This is a genomic window from Selenomonas sp. ND2010 (assembly GCF_000702005.1).
In the GTDB taxonomy this organism is placed as follows: Bacteria; Bacillota; Negativicutes; order Selenomonadales; family Selenomonadaceae; genus Selenomonas_A.
The window spans coordinates 1-16,122 of record NZ_JNKI01000040.1; the positions used below are offsets into that span (position 1 = coordinate 1).

General features: G+C 50.4%; 15 protein-coding genes and 1 tRNA gene. 5 read left to right on the forward strand and 11 right to left on the reverse strand.

Annotated features, from left to right (window positions below):
* Positions 1-519: 519 nt before the first annotated feature.
* A tRNA-Gln gene (locus T504_RS0111205) sits at positions 520-595 on the reverse strand.
* A 232-nt stretch (positions 596-827) separates the two neighbouring features.
* On the opposite strand from T504_RS0111205, the gene T504_RS0111210 reads away from it, so the two are divergent.
* Entirely contained in the window at positions 828-1,190 is a 363-nt protein-coding gene (locus T504_RS0111210) for a PTS glucitol/sorbitol transporter subunit IIA (protein ID WP_033171171.1), read from the forward strand.
* 19 nt (positions 1,191-1,209) lie between these two features.
* On the opposite strand, the gene T504_RS0111215 is transcribed toward T504_RS0111210, so the two are convergent.
* The 9 genes from T504_RS0111215 to T504_RS0111255 form a co-directional block, all read right to left on the reverse strand.
* Entirely contained in the window at positions 1,210-2,247 is a 1,038-nt protein-coding gene (locus tag T504_RS0111215) for a LacI family DNA-binding transcriptional regulator (protein ID WP_033171172.1), read from the reverse strand.
* A gap of 154 nt (positions 2,248-2,401) precedes the next feature.
* Positions 2,402-3,076: a uracil-DNA glycosylase gene (locus T504_RS0111220; protein WP_033171173.1), complete on the reverse strand. Its 675-nt coding sequence runs from the start codon at positions 3,074-3,076 to the stop codon at positions 2,402-2,404.
* Positions 3,060-4,085 carry a 2-amino-4-hydroxy-6-hydroxymethyldihydropteridine diphosphokinase gene (gene folK, locus T504_RS0111225; protein ID WP_033171174.1) on the reverse strand — a complete coding sequence of 342 codons (1,026 nt, stop codon included), beginning with the start codon at positions 4,083-4,085 and terminating at the stop codon, positions 3,060-3,062. The genes T504_RS0111220 and folK overlap by 17 nt, the downstream gene beginning before the upstream one ends.
* Complete coding sequence (gene folB / locus T504_RS0111230) at positions 4,082-4,444, reverse strand: dihydroneopterin aldolase (RefSeq protein ID WP_033171175.1); 363 nt, start codon at positions 4,442-4,444, stop codon at positions 4,082-4,084. Before folB ends, folK begins: the two co-directional genes overlap by 4 nt.
* 1 nt (position 4,445) lies before the next feature.
* The gene (folP, locus tag T504_RS0111235; protein ID WP_033171176.1) at positions 4,446-5,303 is read right to left on the reverse strand and encodes a dihydropteroate synthase; all 858 of its coding nucleotides are present in this window, start codon (positions 5,301-5,303) and stop codon (positions 4,446-4,448) included.
* Entirely contained in the window at positions 5,303-5,866 is a 564-nt protein-coding gene (folE, locus tag T504_RS0111240; protein ID WP_033171182.1) for a GTP cyclohydrolase I FolE, read from the reverse strand. Before folE ends, folP begins: the two co-directional genes overlap by 1 nt.
* 100 nt (positions 5,867-5,966) lie before the next feature.
* The gene (locus tag T504_RS0111245; RefSeq protein WP_033171177.1) at positions 5,967-6,152 is read right to left on the reverse strand and encodes a ferredoxin; all 186 of its coding nucleotides are present in this window, start codon (positions 6,150-6,152) and stop codon (positions 5,967-5,969) included.
* A 157-nt stretch (positions 6,153-6,309) separates the two neighbouring features.
* Positions 6,310-7,698 (reverse strand): aspartate ammonia-lyase, encoded by a 1,389-nt coding sequence (locus tag T504_RS0111250; protein WP_033171178.1) that lies wholly within the window; start codon positions 7,696-7,698, stop codon positions 6,310-6,312.
* 264 nt (positions 7,699-7,962) lie between these two features.
* A complete protein-coding gene (locus T504_RS0111255) occupies positions 7,963-9,393 on the reverse strand; it encodes a DASS family sodium-coupled anion symporter (RefSeq protein ID WP_231473906.1) in 1,431 nt (476 codons plus the stop codon).
* A 198-nt stretch (positions 9,394-9,591) separates the two neighbouring features.
* Here T504_RS0111255 and T504_RS0111260 point away from each other — a divergent pair, with 198 nt between their 5' ends.
* Positions 9,592-10,947, forward strand: coding sequence for a sensor histidine kinase (locus tag T504_RS0111260; protein WP_051635343.1), 1,356 nt, complete (start codon positions 9,592-9,594; stop codon positions 10,945-10,947).
* A complete protein-coding gene (locus T504_RS0111265) occupies positions 10,928-11,800 on the forward strand; it encodes a response regulator (RefSeq protein ID WP_033171179.1) in 873 nt (290 codons plus the stop codon). The genes T504_RS0111260 and T504_RS0111265 overlap by 20 nt, the downstream gene beginning before the upstream one ends.
* Positions 11,801-11,802: 2 nt before the next feature.
* On the opposite strand, the gene T504_RS0111270 is transcribed toward T504_RS0111265, so the two are convergent.
* Positions 11,803-12,786: a LysR family transcriptional regulator gene (locus T504_RS0111270; protein WP_051635344.1), complete on the reverse strand. Its 984-nt coding sequence runs from the start codon at positions 12,784-12,786 to the stop codon at positions 11,803-11,805.
* Positions 12,787-12,902: 116 nt separating this feature from the next.
* Between T504_RS0111270 and T504_RS0111275 the strand changes: the two genes are divergently transcribed.
* Both T504_RS0111275 and T504_RS0111280 read left to right on the forward strand, forming a co-directional pair.
* A complete protein-coding gene (locus T504_RS0111275) occupies positions 12,903-13,646 on the forward strand; it encodes a cysteate racemase (RefSeq protein WP_033171180.1) in 744 nt (247 codons plus the stop codon).
* Between the two features lie 145 nt (positions 13,647-13,791).
* Positions 13,792-15,978 (forward strand): transporter substrate-binding domain-containing diguanylate cyclase, encoded by a 2,187-nt coding sequence (locus T504_RS0111280; protein ID WP_033171181.1) that lies wholly within the window; start codon positions 13,792-13,794, stop codon positions 15,976-15,978.
* The last annotated feature ends 144 nt before the right edge of the window (positions 15,979-16,122 follow it).

The following is a 16,122-nucleotide window of genomic DNA, read 5'->3' on the forward strand; positions in this document are numbered from 1 at the left end:
CAGGCAAAAATTTCTTGCTTCACGCGGAACGTCAAGGCTACGCTTATGGTACTGGGGCCCCCGCCGCCTCGGTTAGAGCCGGCACGAATTGCTGCGCCCTCGGAGGGGGTAGCCCTGCGAAACTTGCCACATCCTCAGCCGCCACTAGGGGCAGTGCCATAAACGAAGCGTTTGATGTTTTTCGTGAAGAACGAAATTTTTATCCTCACCGTTCGTCGAAAAATTGCTACCGTTCAAGCGAAGCGCGTTTTGCAACTTTTTCGATGCTTAATTAAAGATAAAAATTTCGTTTAGAAAAACATCTCCCGCGGAGTGTTGGCACTGCCCCTAGCGGCGGCGAAGAGCTGCTTCGAATGAGATTCTTGTAACCTACAAACTGTAATTTGTAAAAAGTGCATGGATAAATTCATAGGAACCTCCATAAGGTAGATGAATCAAGCTTATGGAGGCTTCTATAACTTCGTGCACCTATAATCTATACACAAAAAAGCACCGCTCTCGCGGTGCTATGCTTTCATATGGCAGGGGTAGCTGGACTCGAACCAACGCATGCGGGATTCAGAGACCCGTGCCTTACCAACTTGGCGATACCCCTGTGTTACTAGCGCCTTGCGCTATCAACATAAAATATTATACTCAAGGATATAGTTCTTGTCAACACTTTTTATTCATTTTTTTACAAACCGCCAAAAATTCAAAAAAAAGTCTGAAAACAAGTAAGAAAAGGGCAATTGTCCCCTTTTCTTTAAGAAAAATATGATATAATAGAGGATACCCAAAAGATGTAAGTGACGATTCATGTGTATTTTATTGGAGGAATGTATCGTATGGATATTAAGTATGATGTATCAATTACCGCTATCGGCAATTTGGCAAAAACCTTCCTTTCGGATAATAGCAGTGCGATTCTGCTCGACGAAGGGATCCGCCCGAATCTGTCCGATATGGTCATCGAACACACTCCTGGTGAACTGAAAGAAGACATCAAAAAAGGCGACAAGCTGTTGATGGGTGGTGTCAAGTACACGGTCGAAAAAGTTGGCGACGCAGCCAATGACAACCTCCGCGAAGAAGGGCACTGCACCCTCGTGTTCAACTCCACCGGTTCCATGCCGGGACAGATCATCGTGAAGGGCCCCAGTCTTCCGGTTCTTTCCAATGGTGCCCATATCACCTTCACCAAGAAATAATCCTCGAATCAAATACCATTCAGGCCAGGCCGTTCATCGAGCCTGGCTTTTCTTTTTCATACTCGCGTTTCAAATTGCGTACACTTTCACGCTCGACAAAGAAAAGTGGCATTTCCATATTTTCCTGAACCGGCTCTTCACGGAGCAGGTCGAGCATATACTGAGCCGCCTTCATGCCTACCAGTTCGTAGTCAAAGGCCACCGTCGTCAGCGCCGGATATACGACCGCACCCACTTCGTAGCCACCAAAACCGACCACCGAAATCTCTTCTGGAACGCGGATTCCACGCTCGTGAAGGTAGCGCAGGATACCAAGGCTGATGTTATCGGTAGCACCGACCACTACACTGGCTTTGCAGCGAAGCACATCTTCTGCCCGATTATAGGCAGACAAAAAGTCAAACCCCGTCTCGATAAAATCAACCTTCGCGCCAAATCTTCCAGCCTTGAAGGCTTCCATAAAGCCGTGTTTACGATCAATTCCCACGGCAGCATCTCTTTCGGTTACCCCGGCAAAAACGGCATGCTTATGCCCCATCTGCCGCAGATAGGCCCCCATCATCCGTCCAGCTGCCTCATCATCAATTTTGACAAAGGGCACTTTATCATTTTTCTGCCCCGTATAAAGGATAGGAATATTCCCCTCCTGCGAAATTTTCACATGTTCCTCGGTAATGCCGACCGAATCCACCAGAATACCATCCACGCCCTGCTGCTGCAGATTGCGGATATTTTCCAGCTCCTTCCGGCTCGAAAGCTGGCTGACCAGCAAAATCCCCTGATAACCAGCCGGCTCAAGCACACGGCTGATACCAGCCAGCAATTTGCCAACGGTTACCGAGTCCATACGCGGCAGCACAATGCCAATCAATTTGCTCTCTTTTGTCTTGAGCCGCTTGGCGAAGAAATTCGACTGAAAACCAGTTTGTTCAATTGCGGCCCGGACGCGTTCCTGTTTTTCGGTGCTGATATATCCATGATTCAAATAACGGGATACCGTACTCTTGGAAACTCCCGCCAGTTCTGCCACTTCTTTTATCGTAACCTTTTGATCCATTTCCTCTGCGTCCCTCCATGGATTCATTTCTTGCTATAGTCTACTATTATTTTAGGGCATTTATCGTGAAAAGGCAAGAATAAAGTAGAACCGATTCCACAAAAAAGAACACCTCCCATAAAGAGGTGCTCTTACTTATATAAACGCAAAAAAGCTACACATTCGGCAACTGCCAATCGATGGGGTCCTGCCCCGTCGCCCGCAAAAAGTCGTTGACCTTCGAAAACGGCCGGCTGCCAAAAAATCCACGATGTGCCGAAAGCGGGCTGGGATGTGGCGATTCGACAATATAGTGTTTCGGATTCGTAATCATCTGCTTCTTGCGGCGAGCCGGCGACCCCCAAAGAATAAAGGCCATGGGCTTTTCGCGTGCATTGAGCAGACTGATGATTTTATCCGTAAAAGTCTCCCAGCCATGATGCTGATGGGAACCGGCTTGATGCTCACGGACCGTCAACACCGTGTTGAGCAGCAATACGCCCTGCTCCGCCCAAGGTTTCAGGCAGCCATTATTCGGAATGGTACAACCAAGATCCGTTTGCAATTCCTTAAAGATATTGAGTAGGGACGGTGGCGGCTGTACGCCCGGCAGTACAGAAAAGGAAAGCCCATGAGCCTGTCCTGGTCCATGATAGGGGTCCTGCCCCAAAATCACTACTTTTGTATCATGATAAGCCGTGTAATGAAGGGCGTTGAATATCGCAAACATATCGGGATAAATGCGATGCGTACGGTATTCCTGTATCAAAAATTGCCGCAACTCGCGATAATAAGGCTGCTGAAGCTCGTCTGCCAGCAGCTCTGCCCAATCATTATGAAATATTTCCATCGTCGTTCCTCTCCCTATCGATACGCAGCCAATGTTGAAAGCTGCCCTGTTCCATTTCTTCCTCGCCGGCAAGCTCAAATCCGGAAAGTTCCGGCAGCCAGGTGTCAGCTTCATAGTGTCCCCGCAAACGGGTAATCTCAGCCTGCTGCACATAAGGAAGCAGTTGTCGGTAAACATCGCCGCCGCCAATACACCAAAACTCTTTCGCTGGATCCTTCAAGCTCAGCTCGCCGAGTACCGCCCATAAATCAGCCAATTCATGACAAACGATAAAACCGGGAAGGTTCTTCCAGCTGCGTGACAGCAGAATATTGATGCGCCCCGCTAACGGAGCTCCCCCGGGCAGACTTTCCGCTGTCTTTCGCCCCATGATGACTACATTGCCAGTCGTCAACGCCTTGAACCGTGCCAAATCAGCGGGAATATGCGCCAGCAATCGGCCAGCGCAGCCGAGCCCCCGGTTCTCGTCCATGGCCGCAATCAGCTTTAATGGCCATGGGTGATTCAACTCCGCTGCTAAAGTAATCTCCTGGGCTTTAATCGCCGATTCCTCACACCATGCCGTTACGGACTTCCCCTTCACCACGAGTCCCCCCGCAATGTCGCGAAGCGGATAAAGCACAAAAGCCCGTTCCGTCAAATACGGATGCGGCAGGCACAGTTCTTCGGTATCCATTTGCTGACCCTCTGCAACCAGCAAATCAATGTCAATGGTCCGCGCCCCCCAGTGTTCGTGGCGGACACGACCAAGTTCCCGCTCAATACGCTGAGTCTCATGCAGGAATGCCAATACCGGCAGTTTGGTCTTTACAGCCGCCACGGTATTGATAAACCCCGGCTGGTCGAGTTTCCCCCAGGGAGCCGTTTCATAGAAAGAAGCCACCTGCCAAAGACAGGTGGCCGGAATAGCGGCGATTTTTCGCAGTGCCTCGCGGATCGTTTCCCCACGATTCCCCAGATTGGCACCCAGGCTAAGCCAAATCGTGTAGGCGATATCTTTCTCGTTCATGAGCGCGTCCTTACTACACTGATAGCCGCATCCTCAAACTTACCGGGGATAGGTGCCTGCGGCTTATGAACCGTCACGCGGACTTTCTGTACTTTATCATAGTCGCGGAGAATTGCCGCTGCGGTCCGCTCTCCTACTGCTTCGATAAGCTGACAGGGCTCGCCCTCCACAATCTTCTTAGCCGTCTCATAGACCTCGGCATAATTAATCGTAGCCGACAAATCATCGGTCTGCCCCGCCACTTTCAAATCCGCATACATCGTGATATCCAAAAAGAAATGCTGACCCTTTTCACGTTCCTCCGGCAAGCAGCCGTGATAACCATAAAAGTCGAGTCCTGTAAGTTTTATTTTATCCATATCATTCTTCACCCTTGCCTAGTATAACATCTGTCATACGGCACATTCTTGCGATTGGCTTCACGTCATGCACTCTGACGATGCCTGCCCCTTTCATAATGCCGATAACGCAAGTAGCTCCGGTAGCTTCCATGCGCTCCTCGACGGGCAAATCCAGCGCCGCCCCGATAAAGCTCTTGCGGCTGGTTCCCAAGAGCAACGGATATTCTTCCCCATCAATCGTCAAAAGTTCCTGCTGACGGCGAAGGACCTCCACATTGCCTTCCGGCGTCTTGCCAAAGCCAATGCCGGGGTCCAAAATGATATTTTCCCGCTTCATCCCCGCAGCATCTGCCAGGGCAATCGAACGGCGGAAAAAATCCCTCATGGAATCAATGATATCCCCAGCATATTCTTTACGATCCTGATTGTGCATGACGACAATGGGCAGTCCAGTTTCCGCTGCCACAGCAGCCATCTTCCCGGGCTCTTTCTCATACTGCATGCCCCAGATGTCGTTGAGCATGTGGACTCCATGCTCAGCAGCCACGCGAGCTGTCTGAGCCTTGAACGTATCCACGGATACCGGCACTGGGCATTCCGGAATGAGGGCATCCAAAAAAGGCAGCAATCGCTCAATCTCCTCATCCGCTGACATCACCGTGAACCCTGGCCGACTTGACTCCGCACCGATATCAATGATATCGGCACCGTCTTTAACCATCTGCTCCATGTGGTAGAGCATCTTGTCCCGGGTATTCCATTTACCGCCATCCGAAAAGGAGTCCGGCGTCACATTGAGAATCCCCATGACAAGCGTGCGCTCTCCCAGCGTCAGTGATTTTCCATCGATGAACGTATACGTGCGCTTTGCAGTCATTATGATTTTTCTCCTCCTAGAATCATCCATGCCTGCTGATAGAGCGCGGAATCCGTTTGAAACACCCCGTTTTTCTCCGACGTGACGGTCCGCGTGCCATGCGCGAGGTCGCCACGCATAGTCATGCAGAGCTGTTTGGCCTCGACCACAACCAGCACGCCCCTAGCTTTGAGGTCACGCTGAACTGCGGCGGCAATCTGAGCCGTCAACCGTTCTTGCAGCTGCGGCTGATGCGAGAGAACTTCCACGAGCTTCGAAAATTTCGAAAACCCAGCCACCCGGCCATCTGTTGGCAGATAAGCAATACTCACCTCGCCAAAAAACGGCACCAGATGATGTTCGCACATTGAGTAAAAAGGAATATTGCGGACGGCCACAATGCCATCCGAGCCAGCATCAAAGGTATCCCCCCAAATCGCTGACGTATCCTTTCCCATGCCATCGAACAAGAACTGATACATCTCAGCTACACGCGCTGGTGTTTTTTCCATCCCCCGTGCCTCGATATCCACACCGACAGCATCAAGAAAGTCACGCATCGCCTGAATTGCCTTTTCATTCATCTTGCCCACGGTAACCGTCCCCTCTAAAGTCAATACTCCTTATATAATATACTAGAACGAATTACACCGCAAGAGAAAGAACGCCCGCATAGCGCAACCTTTACTTTACGGTTATAGCTCCTACCGGACAATCTTCTGCCGCCTGTCTGGCATCATCGATACTGCTGTCCGGCAAATCCTGCCAGCCTTCTGCCAATCCATCCTCCCCCATGCGAAACCCGTCCGGGCACGCGCCCGTGCACATTCCACAACCTACACATAAATCTTTATCCACATAGCCTTTCACAATAAAACCTCCTATATAATATACAGCTTACAGCTTCGAATCTGATTGTAACAAACTCCATCACACATTTCCGTAACCATGGTAACACAAAAACACCCTAGGACCTATGCCCTGGGGTGTTTTCTGGGAATCTATAGAAATTTTCTTGGTTAGGCGATTAACCAGCAATACCCGGAGTCGTCATCTGTTTCGGGGAAAGGATCTTCTCCATCTTCTCCTGAGAGATGAGACCTTTCTCAAGGATGACCTGACGGACCGGTTTGCCCGTGTTGTAGGCTTCCTTAGCGATCATAGCGGAATTTTCATAACCGATATGCGGGAGCATAGCCGTAACGACACCGACGCTCTTGTCGAGCCATTCCTGGCACTGTTCTTTGTTCGGCTCCAAATCGATGAGGAGCTTATCCACGAAAGTATCCACAGCATTAGCCATGTACTTCATGGAATTGAACATGTTGAAGCTGATAACCGGCTCCATGACATTGAGTTCGAACTGGCCGTTCTCAACGCCGAGGGAAACGGCGATATCGTTAGCAATGACCTGATAGCAAGCCTGGTCGAGGACCTCAGCGATAACCGGATTGACTTTGCCCGGCATGATGGAGGAACCCGGCTGACGTTTCGGCAGCTTGAGCTCATTGAAACCGCAGCGCGGACCAGAAGCCATCATGCGGAAATCGTTAGCCATCTTGATGAGTACGAGAGCCGTCGTCTTCATAGCGCTCGATACATCCGAGAAACCATCGGTGTTGTTCGTTGCATCGATGATGTTGTCAGCCGTAACGTATTTCTCACCCGTAACCTCAGAGAGCGTCTCTGCAACTTTCTTAATGTACTCCGGCTCAGCGTTGAGGCCCGTGCCAACTGCCGTGCCGCCCATGTTCATGACATGGATGCCATCGATGGCATGATTGATGCGGTCGATGCCACGACGAATCGACGATGCGTAGGAGCCCATCTCCTGGCCCAGCGTGATAGGAACAGCATCCTGCAGATGCGTACGGCCCATCTTGAGGATATCTTTGTACTCAACCGATTTTTTCTCGAGTTCCGTTGCCAGACGATCGAGCGAAGCCGTCAGTTTCTTTGCCTTGTGGGAAAGGCAGACTTTAATGCTCGTCGGGAAGCTGTCGTTCGTGGACTGAGCCATGTTCGCATGGTTATTCGGGGAAATGATATCGTAGCTCCCTTTCGGTTTGCCGATAATCTCCAGGGCGCGGTTGCAGAGGACTTCGTTGACATTCATGTTGACCGAAGTACCAGCACCACCCTGAATCGGGTCAACCGGGAACTGGTCAAGCCATTTGCCCTCGATAATCTCATCTGCTGCCTGTACGAGCGGCTCGCCAATCTCTTTCGGCAGACGGCCCGTAGCCATGTTAGCCATAGCAGCGGCTTTCTTTACTTTAGCAAAGGCCTGAACGAAATCCGGATCAATCGTCTGACCCGTGATTTTGAAGTTATCGATGGCACGCATCGTCTGAACACCGTAGTAAACCTCGTCTGGTACCTGAAGCTCGCCGATGAAATCATGCTCTGTTCTCATTTTTTCCACGTTCCTTTCTTTTGCCTGTCGCTAAATATCCCCGCGGCAGCACCAAAAACCTCACATCATAGTTTTAGTAGATATAAATGATATTAATCATTCGATTAAACAATCGCTTGATTTACGTTTATTGTATCATGTATACAAAATACATGCAAGAACAATTTTTATTTTTGTCCTTATTCATTGTACATTTTTTATGTACAATTCCGACAGTTTTAGCTGGTAGCAGACAGGGCCCCTACGAGCCCTGTCTGTACTAGCTTACAGCATACCGATAAGTTTCATGACCGGCAGGCCAACGCCCATCCAAACCACGATATGAAGAATCGTGATGATGAAACCGATCTTCCACCACTGACCCTGTCCCATGAAGTTAGCACCGAAGAAAATCGGCGTAACACCGCAGCCATAGTGCGTGAGGAAGGATGCGCTGTTGCAGAGCGCGCCCAACAGGATCAAGACTCCCAGTACCGGAGCACCAGCAGCTACGAGAATCGTAGCGAAAGCAGCAAAGAGTGCCATGATATGTGCACTGTTGCTCGCCAATACATAATGTGCAAAGGTATAGACAAGGCTGAGGATAATCAGCATCGTCATCCAAGGCATGCCAGCAAACTGAGCCGCCATCACACCTGCGAACCACTTCATCAGGCCGAATTTGGAAAGATAAGCCGCCATATTAACGAGGACGCCCATCCATACGAGAACATCCCAAGCACCATGCTGTTTCGTGATATCCGACCAATCGAGGATTTTCGTCAGCAGCATAGCGGAAAGGCCCAGCAAAGCAACGAAAGCGGAGTCAATATGGTGGATCGAACCCGTTGCCCACATGATGAGTGCCGCGATGAAAATCACGCAGAGGATTTTCTCTTTGATGCTCATAGCGCCCATCTCGCCGAGCTCTTTCTTAGCCAGCTGCATGGTCTCCGGAGAATCCTGAATCTCTGGGTTGATGAGTTTGTACAGAATATACGGCGTAGCAATCGTCAGGATAAGGCCCGGAATGATGCAGGCCATAAACCACTCACCCCAACCGATGGAAGTACCAAACATCTCCTGTGCCAATGTGTTGCAAAGGACGTTGTTCGATGCACCCGTCAGGAAGATGCAAGCCGACGTGATGACAGCGGCATAGGCACTGAACATCAGGAAAGCACCCGTCTTCTTGTTTTTGCCCGTCTCCGCATCAGCACCTACTGCTGCCGTGACACTGCGGACAATCGGATAGATGATGCCGCCGCCGCGGGCCGTATTGGACGGCGTAAACGGAGCGATAATAAAGTCAGCCGCGCTCATAACATAAGCGACGCGCAGCGTGCTGCTGCCGAACTTCGAAAGAAGCATATACGAAATACGTTTTCCCAAACCTGTTTTGATAAAGCCCTCAGCAAACATAAATGCCGATACGATCAGCCAAATCGTCGTATTGGAAAAACCTGCCAGTGCTTCACCGGCTTTCATGATGCCCAAAACCGGCAGCAACGCGCAAGCGATGATCGCGATTGCACCGATTGGCATCGGCTGCAGGATGAAACCTGCAATCGTTGCGATAAATACCGCCAAGAGGCCCCATGCCTGTGGGCCCACCCCGGCTGGTGCCGGGATAAACCAGATAATTGCACCGATGGCCACACAGATGAGGCCACGAACCAGCGGGCTCATCCCCTGATTTCCCTTTGAATCTGCCATGATTGTTCCTCCCTATAATTCCGTTTCAGTGGTCAATTTTATTGTTTTCAATTGACGACTGAGTTATTTGATGATATTAATATAACTATCTGACTACGAGAAACTACAAAATTCTATGTATTAACTATAAATATATTGCTATATCTTTTATTTATGGCAAATATGTTTTTCCATAAATTCTTTAACGGAGATGCTAACATGTTCAATCAAAAGCCACTGCGTCAAGACTGGTTCTTGTTCGTTTTCATGCTCATTCTCGTGCCAATTGCCGGCGAGCCCAAAATCCATCCCTTTACCGGCGATTTCGAAAACTTCCGCGTGAGTTTCGGCTCGCCGGTTTTCCTGCTTTTCCTCCTTTGGCTTCAATCTTTTTCACGGATTTTTCTCGGCATCTCCGCCGGTATCGCCGTGATGATATTCCGCGCTTGTCTCGATATTGCCCTGTACGGACAACCTGTAGGACATTCCTTTTTGATTCACGTTCCAAACTTTTTCTACTATTTTACTTATGCACTATTTTTTGCCCTGCCCCAGCTCACCCGCAAATCCATCTACGCACAAGCCCTGGAAATCGCCTTCTGGGCTATCTTTGCCGAGGTATTTGCCAGCATTGCCGAGCTTGCCGTCATGAATGCCATCGCCTATCAGCACGGCTACCGCTTTACCCTTGAGATGCTGCTGCGGCTATTATTCATTGCCATTTTGCGTTGCTTCTTTATCCTGTCGTTCTTCTTCCTGTTCCAGCTTTACAACACAGAAATCCGCCTCGCGCGTAAAATCAAGGAGCAAAACCGATTGGCACTATTGATCTCCAACCTCTATGAGGAAGCTTTCGAACTACGCTGCTCCCTGAAGAACGCAGAAGATGTCACGCATGACTGCTACAAGGTCTACGACAAGATAAAAAACTGGGCGAAAACCCCCGAAGAACAGGCAATCGCCCGGGAAGTCCTGCGCATTGCCGGAGAGTGCCATGAAATCAAAAAGAATCACCAGCGCATCTATGCAGGCCTGCAGGAGCTTACCAGCAACCGCCATGTCGAAGACTACCTGCCCCCAAACCAGATTGTAAAACTACTGGTTCACACCCAATCCAAATACGCCCGCTCCCTGGATAAGCAGATCGGGTTTCATACCGAAGTACAAAAAGGCCTGCCCCCCCTTCATGTTTTCATGCTGCTCTCGATTCTCAGCAATCTGGCCGCCAACGCGGTCGAGGCCATAAAATATTCCGGTCTCATCACCATCGCCATCAGTGGCAAAAAGGGCGACGGACTTCTACACATCCGCATCAGCAATACCGGCAGCTTCATCCCCCAACACCGGCTGGACAAGGTGTTCCGCCCAGGCTATACCACCAAATTTGACAGTACCGGCAAAGCATCCAGCGGTGTCGGACTGACCTATGTCCGGCACCAGACCGAAATGCTTGGCGGTACCATTGCCATTGACTCCGATGGCAAAAACATGGTAACCTGCGAAATTAAACTCCCCTGTAATAAACTGCAAAAACAGATGGAAGGAAAATCAAACTATGAACATAATGCTGATTGACGATGACGAAGCGATTCGCATGATGCTTCAGGATATCATCGAAGACTATAATCTTGGCGAAGTTGCCGTGAGCCTTGACTCTGCGGCCACGCTTGACAACGGGCTGCTCGCGCTCCACCATATCGACATTCTCATCATCGACATGCTGATGCCCGGTATCGACGGCATCGAAGCCGTGACCAAAATAAAAAACGGCTTTGCCGGCAAAGTCATCATGCTCTCACAAGTCGAGAGCAAAGACCTCGTAGGCAAAGCCTATGGGGAAGGCGTGGATTACTATATCACCAAACCCCTCAATCGCAATGAAATTGTCAGCGTTCTTAAAAACGTCAGTGAACACCTACGGCTTGAAGCCTTCGCACAGAATCTTCAGCATTCGCTCGCTAACCTTACGCCACAGACCAATGCCACGCGGGAAACAGCGCCAAAACCAGCGGCCAAAGGGCCGGCCATCCTGCAGGAACTCGGCATTGCCACAGCCCCTGGTGCCCAAGACCTGCTGGACATCCTAAGCTGGCTGAACCAGCACCGCGGCCAAGTGCCGAGCCTCAAAATGCTCTTCACCTCTGTCGCCGGCATGCGTCCGGACACGACGGATGCCGCCCGCGAAGCCAAAGCAATGGAACAGCGCCTGCGCCGTACGATTTACCAGGCCCACATCCATATTGCCACGCTCGGCGCCGTCGATTACACCGACCCGCGCTTTGAACAGTATGCACCGCTTTACTTCGATTATGCCGATATTCGCAACACCATGCGTCAGATTGAAGACGACCAAAAGCCCAGCCTGTCACAGGTACATATCAATATGAAAAAATTCATCTTCGCCCTGCGTGACGCTGTGACAAGATAAGCTCAGCTATCGGATTGAAGGCCCTGCGAGGAATCCTTTATATAGAGTCCCAGACTCGACTGGATAAACCCCTCCATTGCCTTGGTCCGATAGCCTCTTTTTTTTACGGCCAAAAAAGTTTCCCGTGTCGCCAAATCCCCTGCCAGCCGGTAATAAACCAAGGCATCCGTCGGTGCCGCCAGACTCACCAGGGTATCGGTCAAAATCGTAATCCCAATGCCCTGCCTTGCCATGTGAAAGGCCGTCATCAGCTGATTAAGATAAAGCCTGACTTTCGGCGCAAATCCCGCTGCCTGGAAAAGCCCTTTGGTGCGGCGGTACATATCGTTTCCCTTGCCCAACAACAGGAAATCTTCCCCAGCAAATTCCAACAACGATATGATGGGTACATCTGCGGACAAATGCCGCCCCGCGAGAATATCAGCCCGCATCATCTTCCCTGCTGCCACTTCGCGGCGTCCATTGACCGCCAGCTTGCTCGGCACAGCCAACAGCAAATGATCCGTATAAAACGGCAAGATTTCGTACAACGAAGCATCGTAAACTCCGCTGTCTACGATAATATCCAACTCCTCCGTTGCGAGCTTATCGTAAAGGTCCGCAGAATCGGATTCCGTAACGGAAAGCCGTATCTTCGGATATTTTTGACTGAAGGCCTCTATCATCGAGGGCAAAAAGCAGGAGGCAAAGAAATTCGTGCCGCCCAAATTCAGCGAACCGCTATGAAGCCCGGCCAAATCGCCACAGTAACGGGTGAGATCATTCTGTATCCGGTAAATCCGTTCCACAGCCTCGATATAGGCCTTCCCCGCATCGGTGAGCTGCAGCGGACTGCGGCTGCGGTCAAAAATCGGCAAACCCAATTCCTTCTCCACCTTTTTCACCGCCGCTGACAACGCCGGCTGAGAGAGAAACAATCGCCTCGCCGCAGCCGAAAAACTCCGCTCTTGCCAAACGGCATAAACGTAATCCATCCCCGATAACATGAATATTCCCTCCATATGTCATAGATTATTTTTATATTTTTATTAAAGTTATATGTATTTGCTTATATAATACGCCAATGATATCCTATAGGCAAGAAGCAAAGGAGGGAAGCCCCATGAAAACCATCGGAATCATCGGCGGTATGGGCCCTATGGCTACCGTCGACCTCATGCAGAAAATCATCCTGGCGACAGATGCCTGTGAAGACCAGGATCATATCCCTATTCTCGTCGACAACAACACCAATATCCCCGACCGCACGGCAGCGATCCTTGGTCAGGGAACCAGTCCGATACCTGAGCTTTTAAAGTCGGCGGAACGGCTAACCGCACAAGGCGCCGACTTTCTCATCATGGGCTGCAACACCGCCCACTTCTTCCTGCCACTCCTGATGCCCTATCTCAAAATCCCTTTCATCAGCATGATTGAGACAACGGCGGAGTTCTGTAAGCAGCAGGGCTTACAAAAAGTCGGCCTGCTGGCCTCTGCCGGGACCTGTCATTCGGGCATTTACCAGCGCGCGCTTCAACACGTAGGAATCGAAATCCTTCTACCAACTAAAGCGGGCGAAACAGCCATCCATAACATGATTTATGCCGGAGTCAAAGCCGGTAAACAGCATTACGATACGACCGACGTCCAGAAAACATTACAGGACATGTGCCGCGCCGGTGCTGAAGCCTTCATCCTTGGCTGCACCGAAATGCCGCTAGCCGTTTCGCTATATGCACTCGAGGGGAACTTTCTTGACGCAACCCAGATTTTAGCGGAAAAAGCCGTCACTGCTGCTGGCGCAAAAGTCATCCGTAAGCTTCCCAGCAGCAAAACAGTTTTATCCACAGAAATATCCACATACTGACAAAAAACTGGGGATAACTTGTGTATGATTCGCAAGTTATCCCCAGTTTTTTTGTGACGATTTGACCAAAGGAGGAGAACCATGCTTCCATACCGAATAGAAAGGTACAGTTATTGCAAACCGCTTATTCGAAGGGAAATGCATTATGATAAAACGAATCTTCTCCGTCATGCTTTTATTCTGCCTGATATTAAGCACGACTGTTACGGCCACAGCGCCAAAATTGCGAATTGGCTATATCGAACCGGACCAAAGCATCCTGTCTTCTATTTATATGCGCAACTATTATAATTCCTACCTGGACGAACTGGCCAAGCATGCTGGCTGGAATTATGAACTGGTAGACGTCTCTATCACCGACAGCGTCAAGCGCCTTACCAACGGCGATATTGACCTGCTGCTCTCGGCGGAAAATCCTTACACCGATACTCCCTCTGATAAATTCGCCTTCAGTCAGGAGTGCTTTGGCTTCGACATCGAAAGTCTCTATACCCGCGCTGGTGACAGGCGCTACAACGCACACGACCTCAGCACCATAATGGGAGCTAAAGTCGGCTTGATCAAAAACCGTCATGCCAACGTCCAATTCATGACCTTCCAGCATGATAATGAACTCTCCTTTGACCTTCATTATTTTGATACCCAAGATCAGCTTGTCAAGGCATTGGTCGACCAGGAAATCGATTTAGCCGTCGACACGGCCACCAACTGCATACCCGGCGAACAATTCCTGCTGGCCTTTGCCCGCATTCCGGTACGGGTTGCCAGCCGCCTGAATGACTCAACCCATCTGCGGGAATTCGAAACGGCAATGAACTGCCTGCGTGTGGAAAATCCCTCTTTTGAACCCAATTTGAAGAAACAACTCACACAGCGCATTGACCATCAGCTGACCCATTATACCCCAGCAGAAAGCCGCTTCATCGAAACCGCCGAACCACTGCGCATCGTCATTTTCGGCGGAAGCGCTCCCTATATCGAACTAGATGACAGTACGGGGATTGCCTCCGGCATCTATGCGGATTTGCTGAATCTCATCAGCCGCAATTCAGGCCTTCGCTTTTCGTATCTTCACGTCAAAACCTACGAAGAAGCCATCGCCGCCCTCGAAAACGGGGAAGCGGACATCATGATGGATATCTACAACAATCAGCCCGACGAAATTCCCTTCACCTATACCAACTCGTTCTTTACGGTTCCCTATACGTTGATTGGCGCTTTTGAGGCAAAAACATCAACCACCACTGGAAAATTCCGCGTCAGCATGTTCCAGCCCATGCCGTCGCTGGTCAAATATTTACAGCAGGAATATCCCGACTGGGAAATCAACAGCACGGCGAAGAGCTCCAACGACAGCTTAAATATGGTTGCACGTGGAGAGGCTGACTTTGCCCTGATCAACAACATCAATCTGGAGACGGAGCGCAATCTCATCCTGCATCCAGATTTGACCATTGTCCCAGGCGTAAACGTCCAAGTTCCCATGTCACTGGCCATCGCGGATGGCCAGCCACGCATTCTCAAGACCATTCTCAACAAGGCCATCATCCAGATTGACCCACAGGACTTAGTCCGTATCATGCAGCAGCATACCGTGGCTACGAAACCAAATCTGTCTATCAGTCATCTGCTGGCTTTCTACCCCATCCAGACAGGACTTGCCATTGGGCTGTTCTTGCTGCTATTTGCCGGCGGCATCTTTCTCTGGCACTATGGCCGGAAACTTAAACATCAACAAATACTCCTGGAAGAGAAAAACCAAGTTCTCCAAACGACTATCAATACGCTGGCCGAGGTAAACCGCAGCCGCGACAATTACAAAACGCTGGCCGAAACGGATGCCCTTACGGGCCTTCTGAACAAAGCCGCTATCGAACAAGCGGGTAAGGCAATTCTCGCCACGCCCCCTGCTCCGGAGCGCTGTCATGCGCTGTTCATCATTGATTTGGATCATTTCAAGGAAGCCAATGACACCATGGGCCATCAAAAAGGCGACGACATCCTGCGCCGCTTCGCCCTCTGCCTGATGCATATCGTCCGCGCCAACGATGCGCTCGGTCGCTTTGGCGGCGATGAATTCATCTTGATTCTCGAAAATCTTCCCCGGCCAGCAGCCATCGCGATTGCCACTCGTATCAATACGGCAGCGCGCAACCTGGAACTTCACGCTGACGGCAGCCCCGCCTTGTCTGCCAGCATCGGTATCGCTCTATCTCCCGCCCACGGAACTACCTACGCCGACCTCCTGCACAATGCGGACCAGGCACTCTACCAAACCAAGGAAAACGGCCGCGACAACTGGACGCTGGCCTTCTACAAAAACAAGCAATAAAGCCAGCCACGACCACAAACCTAACCGTTCCATAAACACAGCACCCCCGTTGCCCTATTACCAGGCAGCGGGGGCTTTTTACAAATTACCGTTTGCAGGGGAGTAGTACCCAGTTCGTGTTCGAGGTAAGTCGCCGGCGGCGGG